Source organism: Aliiglaciecola sp. 2_MG-2023, from assembly GCF_030548145.1.
Taxonomy (GTDB): Bacteria; Pseudomonadota; Gammaproteobacteria; order Enterobacterales; family Alteromonadaceae; genus Aliiglaciecola; species Aliiglaciecola lipolytica_A.
Genome location: NZ_JAUORY010000041.1, coordinates 1 through 11,879, shown reverse-complemented (window position 1 = coordinate 11,879; position 11,879 = coordinate 1). Strand labels below are relative to the sequence as shown.

The window sequence follows — 11,879 nt, the reverse complement described above, 5'->3', positions numbered from 1 at the left end:
TTAGCCTGTCGGTCGCTGTTGTATTTCCAACGGGATAAATCCAGTCCTACAGGGGTTTGTAGCCATGGGCTTTAGTCTGTCGGTCGCTGTTGTATTTCCAACAGGATAAATCCCGTCCTACAGGTGTTTGTAACCATGGGCTTTAGCCTGTCGGTCGCTGTTGTATTTCCAACGGGATAAATCCAGTCCTACAGGGGTTTGTAGCCATGGGCTTTAGTCCATCGGTCGCTGTTGTATTTCCAACAGGATAAATCCCGTCCTACAGGTGTTTGTAAACACCGATGCCAAATCATGATTAAATTTCAGGTATAAAAAAAGCGGCTTAAAAGCCGCTTTTAACGTAAATATTGCGTATTAACGTAATACTTTTTCTTTCTTAGTAGCTGTTACAACAGCTTCAATACGACGGTTCACTTTATGTGCTGCTGCAGTATTGCTTGTATCTAATAATTGAGTTTCACCAAAACCTTCAGCGCTCAATCTGCTTGCATCAATACCGTAGTCATCGATAAGCAATTGTCTAACTGCTCTTGCACGCTTAAGTGAAATTGTCATGTTGTAATCCGCACGACCTGGTGCAGAAGCGTGACCTTCAATTGTAGTGTGAGTATTCGGGAAACGATTCAAGAAATCAGCGAATTCTTGGAACTTAGGATCCTTCGGATTTTGAATAACACTGCTGTTATTTGCAAAAGTTACTTTAAGTGTTTCACGAACTTCTACTTCTTCAAAAACACTACAGCCCATTGAATCTACTTTATCTGTAAGAGGCGTGTCAGCACACTGATCTACATTATCAAGAACGCCATCTTGGTCGCTATCAAGTTCTAAACTACAACCTTTAGCACCTACAGGTGTACCAGCTGGAGTATTTGGACATTGGTCAATGTCATTCAATACGCCGTCGCCGTCTAAATCTATGCTACAACCGTTGCTGTCTACTCGTGCACCGATAGCAGTGTTAGGGCATTGATCAAGATTGTCGTTAACCCCATCTTGGTCAGCATCACCAGGAGCTTTAGGACCAGTAGAACCAAATGTGTAAGCTAAACCTAGTTTAGCGCTTACGTCATTGTATGCCTGTCCGAAATCATGGTAAGCAGCTACTTCAGTAATTAGCTTAACTTTTTCAGATAGGTCCCAGTGCTTACCAAGACCAAGGTTAGCCATACTTCCAGAGTCAACCATATCGATATGTTTCAAACCACCAAATATATACATTAGGTCGTCATCTAGGAAATACATTGCATCAATACCGAAACGTATTGCGCTGTCATCTTCTAGGTTAGCATCACTTTGTAAGTTAACTTTAGATACTTCGAAACGACCACCCCAGTGCTCGCTTTCTCTAACACCAACTTCAGCACCTAGTCCTAGGCCAGCATCAAAAGAAGTAAAGTCGAAGCTTTTCTCTTCATCTGGCTTATAAATCTCAGTAAAGCCGCCTATCCAGTATTTGTCTGAAGAATCTTCAGCTGCGAAAGCGTTACTTGAAATAGCAGCTAAAAGACTTGCTGCGATTAATGATTTTTTCATGTTTCCATCCCGTGTGTAGTGGTTGTCTAAATTAAAAGTAAATTTTTCAAATTATTGTCAATTCTACGTGTCAAAAATATAGTTTTTACACGTCTTTTTCGAGTCCTTGTAGTGTCGCCACTATATTTCTTTGGGTCCCATGGTCTCGGTGCTCACCTAAGTATATCCCTTGCCACGTCCCCATTTCCAGCTTACCTGAGCTAATGGGGATATTTAAATTGTTACCAAAAATACTCGCTTTAATATGTGCTGGCATATCATCATCACCCTCAATATCATGCAAGTAATGTTCCGAACCTTCAGGAATCATCCGATTTATTTGAGTTTCGAGATCAATTCTTACTGTAGGGTCTGCATTTTCGTTAATTGTGAGGCTTGCACTGGTGTGTTGAATAAATAAATTCAACATACCTACAGACATCTCTCGTATTTCAGGCAGCTGTCCAAGGATTTCTTGGGTAATTAAATGAAACCCTCTTGCTTTGACTCTTATTGTTATTCTTTTCTGTATCCACATTGCGACACTATTTATTAAAGCATATTTCTAAATATGCTTTTCCTGCCTCGCTGGTAAACGGCATAACTAATTTAGCGCCGTCAACCTGATGATTAATTGTATGGTTTTTACCAAAAACTACAATAGGTGTGGCCATACCAAATTCTTGACTTGTTTCAGCAAGCGTACTTTTCGCGCCACCACAAACCATATTTACAACTTCTCCAACCATGTCCTGAACATCGTCATCTACACTTGTTGGTTTTTCGCCTAGCATTTTATTCATTATATCAAGTGCTAAGGATTCCTCGAAAGTGATCGACAAAGAGCCTTTAATATCGTCACCAATCATTCCGATTAAACCTGACACATCACCGCAAGCCTTAGAGTCGACCTTTTCTAGTGCTTCTCCTGGCTTCAATTCGGTTTGAGCCATGGTCAACAACACATTTATAAAAGATGCAATAAATGGCTTAATGAATTCGGCGTTCATAGAACTAGTGTTTCCTTATCCCGTTCTAGCATTTACAGAAGTAAAACAAATTTACCCAGAACTAAATGAAGATGGAATGGATGACTACTGACAAAGTGCGCAGGTTCCATGTGCTTCAATCGTTTGTTTACTCACTTTGAATCCAACAGAGTTTGCCTGTTTATCTAATGTTTCTTTCAATCCTTCTGACTGAATTTCTTTTACTAAGCCGCATTTATCGCAGATTAAAAACTGAACTGGATGACTGCAATCAAAATGATGACACGCAACAAAAGCATTGGTGGATTCTAATCTATGAACCAAACCGAATTCGAGTAAAAAGTCTAAGGTACGATAAACAGTCGCAGGTTTGGCGCCGCTTTCAGTCACTTTTAATTCATCTAATAACTCGTAAGCACCTACAGAACTACTTTTGTTCAACAGTAATTCATAGACTTTTTCTCTCAGGCTTGTGAATCGAGCACCCTTACCTTCACAGTATTCTTTAGCTCTAGACAATTGTGCATCGATATTCATTATAGCTAGTTATGTCCTTTTTAACCCTATTTATTCAGGGATTGAAGCAACTGATCTTCTAATTCAAATCGTGCTTCTAGTTGTTGACCTAAAAACGAAAGCTTATCGTCAAAATTCGCTAAATTCTTATCTGAGGAAACTTCGGCGAATAAATCATTAAACGCTAGTGCTTCTTCAGTTGTCTCTGAAATGCGAGGATATATAGACTTTTCAAGACTCTGATCGTTATTATTCTTTTGTGGATCTGAAGCCAGTTTATCATAAACTTCAAAATGCCCAGTGGATACATAATCCACTAAGGTTTCGCAGAAGGTCCTGATTTCACTTATTTCCGGCAACCCAGAAGTTTGCTTCTCAAACGGCGGCAAGCCCGCCAATTGACAATATTGTACCAGTAATTTTTGACGCTCTTGCAACCATATATCTACAGACTTATGGTAGCCACTCCATTTTTGCTTAGCGAGTTCGACTTTGGTCAACATTGTAGATCCTTACAAGAGTCCATTTCATTGAAACATAGTATATCATTGGCAATAGTGTAACTAAACTATGCTTTAGTCTATTGACGTAGATCAATTGTAACATCTGACTTTCAAGAAAGGCTAGAAATCGTGTTAAACTAATTTCATCATTCTGACTTCAAATTGTGGTAATTATACCTTGTTTTGGTGTCTCTAAAAGACGACATGTGTGTGACTTATGCTAATAAATATTAAAGAAATCGGCGTTAATACTGAAGTTCAGTGGATTATTTTTATGGGCGACCGTGTTGTCGCAAATAAGGAACAGCAAGAGTTGCTAAGAGCCACTTGGCAAGATCTGGCAATGATTCATCATTACGACGATCAAATCATTTCATTGGGTGAGTTCGACGGAACTCCCTGCCTAGCAGTCGATGTAGGCAATGAGCAGCTGGTTATTGAAGAATACGAAACTATTAGTCTCCGTGGCATTTACCTTGGTAATAATTTTCCTTTGTTCCAGACTGTCGCCCGTGCTTGGCAATGGATATTGTTTAGGCGAACCCATCGTTACTGTGGTCAGTGTGGAAGTGCGATGCAGCAAGTGAATTGGGAAATGGCAACCCAGTGCTTTAATTGCCAGCATCGCTGCTACCCGCGTGTTTCACCTTGTATAATTGTTGCTATCCGTAAAGGAAATAAAATATTACTAGCACAAGGTAAAGCACAACGAGATCGAAAAATGTTTTCTACCTTAGCCGGATTCGTAGAAAGTGGTGAAAGCTTAGAGCAAGCGGTTCATCGAGAAGTATTTGAAGAGGTTGGGATTAAGGTAAAGAACCTTGAGTATTTTGACAGCCAACCTTGGCCGTTTCCCCATTCTTTGATGATGGGGTATTTAGCTGAACATGACAGCGGAGAAATTGAAGTTGATGGCGATGAGATTTTAGAAGCTCATTGGTACGAACCTGACCAGCTGCCAATAATTCCGCCGCGAATATCTATTGCTGGTCAATTAATTGAAGAAACCTTGCGACGCATAGCGCAATCCGATAATTAAGCTTATTAGAAATAAAAAACCCTGCTGAGCAGGGTTGTAATATTTTAGCGTCGAGGGCTCGTTAATCGAGCTTCTTAATTGTTAGAACTTTTACACCATTATTTTATAGCAAATGGTGATAACGTAAATCAAGAATTATTTTTAAAATATGTTATAAAAAACTAAAAATCGATAAATATACCCTCAACAACACTTTTTTACTAAACTATGCCGCAATTTTAAAATAATGAGCTTCTCACTAATTCACAAAAATTACTGTTGGCTCGGCTTAACCCCTTTAATAAACGGATAAATCATGCAGTTAAAAAACGATCGCTATCTACGCGCTTTGCTTCGTCAACCAGTCGATGTCACCCCAGTGTGGATGATGCGCCAAGCCGGTCGCTATTTGCCAGAATATAAAGCGACTCGTGCAGAAGCGGGCGATTTTATGTCACTTTGTAAAAATGCCGAATTGGCCTGTGAAGTGACTTTACAACCTTTGCGACGCTTTGATTTAGATGCTGCTATTTTATTTTCCGATATTTTGACTATTCCTGATGCAATGGGACTTGGTCTGTATTTTGAAGCAGGGGAAGGTCCTAAATTTAAACACCCATTAACTAGTCGCTCGCAAATCGAGGCGCTGCCTATTCCTGATCCTGAAGATGAACTGGGTTATGTTATGAATGCAGTGCGTACTATTCGACGCAACTTAAAAGGGGAAGTGCCATTAATTGGATTCTCTGGCAGTCCATGGACGCTTGCCACTTATATGGTAGAAGGCGGTGCTAGCAAAGCATTCACTAAAATTAAGAAAATGGCATTTGCAGATCCTCAGTCATTGCACTTATTGCTAGATAAACTTGCAGATTCAGTGATTTCGTATCTGAATGCACAAATAAAAGCCGGAGCACAATCGGTAATGGTATTTGATACTTGGGGAGGGGTGCTAACGCCAAGAGATTATCAATTATTTTCATTGCAGTACATGCACAAAATTGTTGATGGCCTGATTAGAGAATATGAAGGACAGCGCATACCAGTTACATTGTTTACTAAAAATGGTGGGGCATGGATTGAGAAAATCGCCGACACCGGATGTGATGGTGTGGGACTTGATTGGACCATTGATATTGCAGACGCTAAGCGCCGAGTAGGCGATAAAGTAGCGTTACAGGGCAATATGGACCCGTCCATTCTTTACGCGGATGCTCCTCGCATTGAAGAAGAAGTTAAAACGATATTGGCTGGATTTGGTGAAGGCACTGGCCACGTATTTAATCTCGGCCACGGTATTCATCTAGATGTGCCACCTGAAAATGCAGGTGTATTTGTGGAAGCGGTGCATAAATTCAGTAAGCCCTATCACCAAACTGCAAAATAATGAAATCGCCGTTTGTTTTATGGGTTAGTGCTGGATTAATATTCTTTGCTGGATATTGGTTCGGCACTGTTCAATCGGAACATAACGGCGACATTGTGAACAACGAGGTATTGGTTGAAATTGAGCAGAAAAGCGAACAGCTGCTAACTGAAAATACGCATACCACTTCGAATCAGCAGACGACCAAAGAAATCGAGATTCAAATAAAAGCCAAGGATGAAAACCTTAGCTTGTTAGATGATAAAAATAACCAGCAAGATCAAGATTTAGCTGAGTTAGGTGAAGCATTTCAGCAATCGAAATTGTCTCGTCAACTAACAGAATTAAAAGAAGTCGAGTTCGAACAGGATTACTCTGCCAACCACACCAACTTAACCGCACAAAATCAAATCAGCGATTTTTTGTCTTTACACCAAGATGCTGAACTAATTGATCTTTATCGACTTGATTGTGATAACAGCCGATGCCAAATGATTGGCGAATATGCTGGTGAACATCAAGATTGGGCTAAGATAATATCTGGTATGCGAGGCTCTGATTGGTGGGATTATGTTGGTACCTCGTCATCCACTACAAGCAAAGATGGAAAAACTTATTTCCACATTTTTTTAGATAAATAGGCCGCTGATCACGCATTAATCAGCCCAACAGATAATCAATCAGGCATCTCTTGGCAGACCTTTTTCCACACTTCTAATTAGTCGCTTTGTGAGTCTTTGAGTTTGCGCCGTACTGGGCACGGATTGTTGGCGTTCGAACTGTTGTTGTATGGCCCATTGAATGTGTTCCGAAACCATTTCACTAGTATCTTTCAATTGTGCTTGTAGTGCGTCCAAAATAGACTGGTCGAATTCTGCGTTACCCATAGCTACCGCTATATTTCTTTGCCATTTTTGGAAACCGATTCGACGGATGGCGGATCCTTCCGTATTAATAAGAAATTGCTTTTCATCCCACGAAAATAACGTAATTAAGTCAGCGCCTTTAATGACTTTTCTACCATAAAAATCTTTTTCTTGGGTCAGTTGGGCGTATCGATTCCATGGGCAAATCAATTGACAGTCATCACAGCCATAAATGCGGTTTCCTATGGCTGTTCGGAAATGCTCAGGAATCACTCCATCATACTCAATGGTTAAATAAGAAATGCAACGTCGTCCGTCAACAACATAAGGCTCTACAATGGCTTGCGTAGGACAGATAGTTAGACAGGCTGTGCAACTACCACAATTTTGCTCCACGGGTTGGTCGACGGGGAGCGGAATATTGACAAATAATTCACCTAGAAAAAACCAAGAGCCCGCTTCTTTATTGATCGTTAACGAATGCTTACCGGTCCAGCCTATACCGGCTTTTTCTGCAACCGCATGTTCTAATACAGGCGCAGAGTCCACAAATGGACGAAATTCTAAATCAACAAATTGTTGTTTGATTTGTTCACCGAGTTTTTTAAGTCGGTTACGCACCAGTTTATGGTAATCACGACCCACAGCATAACGACTTATGTAGGCGGTTTTAGAGCGTTTTAAATCTTTTGCAAAACTAGCGTCAGGGGGGAGATAGTCCATTCTTACACTAATCAATCGCAAAGTGCCTTCGAGCAACTTGGCTGGATCTGCGCGTTTTTCTTGATTTCGCTCAAAAAACTGCATATCTCCGTTGAAGCCTTTGTCTAGCCAGCTTTTGAGGTGAGCCTGATGTTGAGATAAATCGGTATCGGTAATTCCCACTTGCTGAAAACCTAGCGCTTTGCCCCACTCCTTGATATTTTTGGCTAACCTATCCAGAAAATCGGGAGATAATTGTGTCACAGCGGTCCTTAAAAGCAGAATTGTCAGAACAAAGGTTATCACAAAATCTTTATACAGCGCAGTGTGTAAGAGAAGGCGAAGTGGAAGCGGCTAAACAGATGTCTATTCCTCTTTACGACGTTATGCTGATCGCTGGCGAAAAGTTATTTCAATGGATTCAGAAACATTTCGATCATCAGACCAATATTTTAGTGGTGGTTGGAACGGGTAATAATGGCGGGGACGGCTATGTTGCTGCCAGTCTGTTATTGGATGATGGTTATAAGGTGTCGCTCGCATCTATCGATCCGGCTCGACAATTATCTGGCGATGCTGCTTTGGCGCAAAAAAGTTGGGTAGCCAGCGGTGGCGAAGTGGCTGATATTCGATTGTTAGATACCGAACATTTTGAGCTAATTGTAGACGGACTTTTAGGCACTGGATTAAATGGACCTGTATCATCCGCCTATCAGTCTGTTATTCAGCGAATTAATCAATCGGCGGCTCATATTTTATGTATTGATATTCCATCGGGTCTTGATGCCAATACAGGCGCAACGCTAGGAGCCAGTATTAATGCAGATACCACCATTACATTTGTTGGTATAAAAACCGGATTGGTCACCGCTAACGGCAAACAAAAATCGGCTAATTTAATATTTGAAGAATTGAACATTGGTGAAACCTTTGCGCATCTCACTGAGCCTAAAGCACGCTTAGTCGAATACGCTGACTTTGCTCCTTTACCTTCACGTGCTTTATATAGCCACAAAGGAAATAATGGTAAATTGCTGTGTATCGGCGGTAATAATGGGATGGCTGGAGCGATTCGTCTTACCGCTGAGGCGGCCATACGCACGGGGGCCGGGCTGGTAAAGGTTTACTGTCATCCCAGTTCAGCGTCATCGATTGTGCAGGGGAGGGCAGAAATAATGGCTAGCAGTGAAAATTTGTTGCAGCTATTAGATTGGGCAGATTGTATCGTATTTGGTCCTGGTTTAGGTCAAACTACTTGGAGCCAAGAAACCTTTAATCAATTATTGAGTTATCTGGTTGATCAAGATAAACCACTAGTAATTGACGCCGATGGCTTAAATTTATTAAGTCAGCAATTGCACGCGTTGAATTTATCTTATTTGATAATGTCTCCTCATAGTGCCGAAGCGGCAAGGTTGCTAAATATAAGCATCGAAAGTGTGGAAAATGATCGCTATCAAGCGGCATCAAAATTGGTCGAAACCTATGGCGGAAATTGTATTCTAAAAGGTGCTGGCAGTATTGTTCATGGACCCTTAGGCACATATGTATGTGCAAATGGCAATCCAGGTATGTCGACAGCAGGAATGGGGGATGTTCTTTCAGGTGTTCTGGGATCTCTAGCAGCGCAAGGGATGACAGCAACTGATGCGAGCTTATACGGCACCTGCATTCATTCCGCGGCCGCCGATTTAGTGGCGGACAACTTTGGTCAACGTGGTATGATTGCCAGTGATTTATTTGATTATTTAAGACAACTAGTTAATTGAAAATGAAATATACGCAGTTTTTGCCAGATGAGGCAGCTACACTCAATATTGCTAAACGAATTTCCCAACTGACCACCCAGCATTTAGTTATTTATTTGTCTGGTGATCTTGGTGCTGGTAAAACCTCGTTTAGTCGAGGCTTTTTGCATGGTTTGGGGCATGTTGGGAACGTTAAAAGTCCCACCTATACTATCGTCGAGCCTTATGAAGTGCCACCTTGGAGAGTTTTTCACTTTGATTTGTATCGCTTAGCAGATCCTGAAGAGCTCGAATATATGGGAATTCGCGATTATTTTGCAGAAGACTGCATTTGCCTAATTGAGTGGCCCGATAAAGGCGCTGGTCTATTGGCAACAGCTGATTTAGAGATTAGTATAGAATTCGAAGCTGGTGGAAGGCGCATCCATCTAGCCTCCCATTCTGATGTCGGGCAAAAAATTGTAGAGATATTACAAAAATAATAATGATGAATACTGTATCTAGACTGATAGCTCAAATATTGAGCGGCACTTTGATGCTGCTTATCAGTCATTTCTGTATTGCACAAAATGCAATTGAAGCGTTGCGCCTGTGGCCTTCTCCGGATAATACTCGGGTGGTTTTAGATCTCACCGAGCAACCTGAATACTCCTATTTCACCCTTTCAAACCCTGAGCGGTTAGTTATCGATTTGGCGAATACTAAGGGCGATATTGATCTTGCTAGTTTTGCTAAATCATCCGATTTAGTTAAAAAAATAAGGTACAGCTCTGCCAAAGATGCTTCGTCAGTGCGGGTTGTACTCGAACTAAATCGAAAATTGAATACCGAAATCTTTGCGTTACCCCCTACTGCGCCATATAAAAATCGTTTAGTGATAGATTTAAGTGACCACTCGAACAGCACCCAGCAGGTGGTAATGAGTTCAGAAAGCTCGACTCGAGATCGAGATATTATCATTGCTATTGATGCTGGACACGGTGGAGAGGATCCCGGTTCAATTGGCAGAGCGGGTACCTATGAAAAAAATATCACACTGAGCGTAAGCAAAAGATTGGCAGATCTGATTAACGCTGAGCCAGGGTTAAGAGCTGTAATGACACGCACTGGAGATTATTATATTTCGCCTAATGCACGCCCAGATATTGCCCGCAAAAACAAAGCTGATTTATTTATCTCAGTTCATGCTGATGCGTTTACCACTCCCCAGCCAAAAGGTGCTTCAGTTTGGGTTTTATCTATGGGCAGAGCGAATTCTGTTTTAGGTCGATGGATGGAACGCACTGAACGTCACTCTGAATTGTTAGGTGGCGCTGCCGAGGTGATTCAAGATACGGCAAGTGAACGTTATTTAGCTCAAGCGTTGTTAGATATGTCGATGGACCACTCGTTAACTACCAGTTACGACATCAGTAAAATGGTTATATCTGAATTGAAACAAGTGACCAGCTTGCACAAAAAAATGCCACAAGCAGCCAGCTTAGCGGTACTAACCTCTCCGGATATACCTTCGATACTGGTGGAAGTGGGCTTCATTTCTAATCCAACTGAAGAAAAAAACCTTAATTGGAATCAACATCGCCAAAAATTAGCAAGTTCGGTATTTTCTGCAATCAAACAGCATTTTAGAAAACTCCCGCCAGATGGTACGCTATGGGCGAATAACGCACGTTCTGAAAAACGCACTCACAGAGTCAGAAGTGGTGAGTCATTATCATTATTGGCACAACGCTATAAAGTGCGAATTAGCGCCATAAAAGAAGCAAATAATATGCGTAATGATACGGTGAGGATTGGTCAAGTACTGACAATTCCAAGCACCTAAACAATAAGTTATTCCCGCCCAAAAAATTAATAAAGGTTTCCTGTGTCAATTCAAATTCTATCCCCACAACTTGCCAACCAAATTGCCGCTGGTGAAGTAGTTGAACGGCCCGCTTCTGTGGTCAAAGAATTGGTTGAAAACTGCTTGGATGCAGGTGCCAGCAGCATTGAAATTGAGATAGATAAAGGTGGACATAAACGTATTTCTATTCGCGATAATGGTAAAGGCATCCCGCAGCAAGAGTTAGAATTGGCGCTGAGTAGACATGCAACCAGCAAAATATCCAAACTCGACGATTTAGAAAATATTTGTAGTCTTGGCTTTCGCGGAGAAGCGTTAGCCAGTATTAGTTCTGTGTCACGATTAACCTTAACTTCAAAACCACAAGAACAACATCAAGCATGGCAAGCTTGCGCAGAGGGAAGGGACATGCAAGTGACACTTCAGCCTGCTGCACACCCCAAAGGTACCAGCATTGAAGTACTTGATTTGTTTTTCAACACGCCAGCTAGACGTAAATTTTTGCGCGCTGAAAAAACCGAGTTTAACCATATTGATGAAGTGATAAGGCGAATTGCCTTGAGTCGATTTGATGTGGCGTTGAACCTTAAACACAATGGCAAGACGGTTAGAAAATATCCAGCGATTAAGGATGACGGGTCGCATATCAAACGGATTGCTGCGGTTTGCGGTAGTGATTTTGCGGATAACTCTCTTGCTATAGACAGTGAGTATGAGGGGATAAGGCTTAACGGCTTGATACTCATTGAGCCTCCCCAATCAGCGTAACTTTTAGGCTACTCTGATAGGTGACAAAACCAAACGGAGAAG

12 protein-coding genes and 1 pseudogene are annotated in these 11,879 nt (G+C 41.4%); 7 read left to right on the top strand and 6 right to left on the bottom strand.

Translation table 11 applies throughout. The features are described from left to right. Positions 1 to 354: 354 nt before the first annotated feature. From Q4567_RS21640 to rsd, 5 genes are all read right to left on the bottom strand, one after another. Complete coding sequence (locus Q4567_RS21640; protein ID WP_216049758.1) at positions 355 to 1,536, bottom strand: OmpA family protein; 1,182 nt, start codon at positions 1,534 to 1,536, stop codon at positions 355 to 357. An 85-nt stretch (positions 1,537 to 1,621) separates the two neighbouring features. Further along, positions 1,622 to 2,053 carry a secondary thiamine-phosphate synthase enzyme YjbQ gene (locus tag Q4567_RS21635; protein WP_216049759.1) on the bottom strand — a complete coding sequence of 144 codons (432 nt, stop codon included), beginning with the start codon at positions 2,051 to 2,053 and terminating at the stop codon, positions 1,622 to 1,624. Positions 2,054 to 2,060: 7 nt separating this feature from the next. Then, positions 2,061 to 2,525, bottom strand: a complete 465-nt coding sequence (locus tag Q4567_RS21630; protein ID WP_303502367.1) for a chemotaxis protein CheX — start codon at positions 2,523 to 2,525, stop codon at positions 2,061 to 2,063. An 84-nt stretch (positions 2,526 to 2,609) separates the two neighbouring features. Beyond that, a complete protein-coding gene (locus Q4567_RS21625; RefSeq protein ID WP_216049761.1) occupies positions 2,610 to 3,041 on the bottom strand; it encodes a transcriptional repressor in 432 nt (143 codons plus the stop codon). Positions 3,042 to 3,067: 26 nt separating this feature from the next. Then, positions 3,068 to 3,523, bottom strand: coding sequence for a sigma D regulator (gene rsd, locus Q4567_RS21620; protein WP_216049762.1), 456 nt, complete (start codon positions 3,521 to 3,523; stop codon positions 3,068 to 3,070). Between the two features lie 217 nt (positions 3,524 to 3,740). Between rsd and nudC the strand changes: the two genes are divergently transcribed. The 3 genes from nudC to Q4567_RS21605 all read left to right on the top strand — a co-directional run bounded on the left by nudC (position 3,741) and on the right by Q4567_RS21605 (position 6,548). Continuing rightward, a complete protein-coding gene (nudC, locus tag Q4567_RS21615) occupies positions 3,741 to 4,562 on the top strand; it encodes an NAD(+) diphosphatase (RefSeq protein ID WP_216049763.1) in 822 nt (273 codons plus the stop codon). A 292-nt stretch (positions 4,563 to 4,854) separates the two neighbouring features. Further along, the gene (gene hemE, locus Q4567_RS21610) at positions 4,855 to 5,928 is read left to right on the top strand and encodes a uroporphyrinogen decarboxylase (RefSeq protein ID WP_216049833.1); all 1,074 of its coding nucleotides are present in this window, start codon (positions 4,855 to 4,857) and stop codon (positions 5,926 to 5,928) included. Continuing rightward, positions 5,928 to 6,548, top strand: a complete 621-nt coding sequence (locus Q4567_RS21605; RefSeq protein WP_303502363.1) for a hypothetical protein — start codon at positions 5,928 to 5,930, stop codon at positions 6,546 to 6,548. The genes hemE and Q4567_RS21605 overlap by 1 nt, the downstream gene beginning before the upstream one ends. Before the next feature lie 39 nt (positions 6,549 to 6,587). Here Q4567_RS21605 and queG read toward each other — a convergent pair whose 3' ends face one another. Then, complete coding sequence (gene queG, locus Q4567_RS21600; protein ID WP_303502360.1) at positions 6,588 to 7,739, bottom strand: tRNA epoxyqueuosine(34) reductase QueG; 1,152 nt, start codon at positions 7,737 to 7,739, stop codon at positions 6,588 to 6,590. On the opposite strand from queG, the gene Q4567_RS21595 reads away from it, so the two are divergent. The 4 genes and pseudogenes from Q4567_RS21595 to mutL form a co-directional block, all read left to right on the top strand. After that, positions 7,733 to 9,244, top strand: a complete 1,512-nt coding sequence (locus Q4567_RS21595) for an NAD(P)H-hydrate dehydratase (RefSeq protein WP_303502357.1) — start codon at positions 7,733 to 7,735, stop codon at positions 9,242 to 9,244. The two genes, queG and Q4567_RS21595, sit on opposite strands and share 7 nt — an antisense overlap. 2 nt (positions 9,245 to 9,246) lie before the next feature. Beyond that, a complete protein-coding gene (tsaE, locus tag Q4567_RS21590) occupies positions 9,247 to 9,705 on the top strand; it encodes a tRNA (adenosine(37)-N6)-threonylcarbamoyltransferase complex ATPase subunit type 1 TsaE (protein ID WP_216049767.1) in 459 nt (152 codons plus the stop codon). Positions 9,706 to 9,758: 53 nt separating this feature from the next. Further along, positions 9,759 to 11,048 (top strand): N-acetylmuramoyl-L-alanine amidase, encoded by a 1,290-nt coding sequence (locus Q4567_RS21585; RefSeq protein WP_216049834.1) that lies wholly within the window; start codon positions 9,759 to 9,761, stop codon positions 11,046 to 11,048. Between the two features lie 42 nt (positions 11,049 to 11,090). After that, a pseudogene (gene mutL, locus Q4567_RS21580) lies at positions 11,091 to 11,804 on the top strand (DNA mismatch repair endonuclease MutL); the annotation flags it as partial. Positions 11,805 to 11,879: the final 75 nt, after the last annotated feature.

Excerpts from the sequence above, each read along its gene's own strand:
- rsd (WP_216049762.1), bottom strand. The coding sequence starts at position 3,523 with ATGTTGACCAAAGTCGAACTCGCTAAGCAAAAATGGAGTGGCTACCAT.
- Q4567_RS21640 (WP_216049758.1), bottom strand. The coding sequence starts at position 1,536 with ATGAAAAAATCATTAATCGCAGCAAGTCTTTTAGCTGCTATTTCAAGT.
- Q4567_RS21630 (WP_303502367.1), bottom strand. The coding sequence starts at position 2,525 with ATGAACGCCGAATTCATTAAGCCATTTATTGCATCTTTTATAAATGTG.
- tsaE (WP_216049767.1), top strand. The coding sequence starts at position 9,247 with ATGAAATATACGCAGTTTTTGCCAGATGAGGCAGCTACACTCAATATT.
- Q4567_RS21625 (WP_216049761.1), bottom strand. The coding sequence starts at position 3,041 with ATGAATATCGATGCACAATTGTCTAGAGCTAAAGAATACTGTGAAGGT.
- Q4567_RS21585 (WP_216049834.1), top strand. The coding sequence starts at position 9,759 with ATGCTGCTTATCAGTCATTTCTGTATTGCACAAAATGCAATTGAAGCG.
- Q4567_RS21605 (WP_303502363.1), top strand. The coding sequence starts at position 5,928 with ATGAAATCGCCGTTTGTTTTATGGGTTAGTGCTGGATTAATATTCTTT.
- nudC (WP_216049763.1), top strand. The coding sequence starts at position 3,741 with ATGCTAATAAATATTAAAGAAATCGGCGTTAATACTGAAGTTCAGTGG.
- Q4567_RS21635 (WP_216049759.1), bottom strand. The coding sequence starts at position 2,053 with ATGTGGATACAGAAAAGAATAACAATAAGAGTCAAAGCAAGAGGGTTT.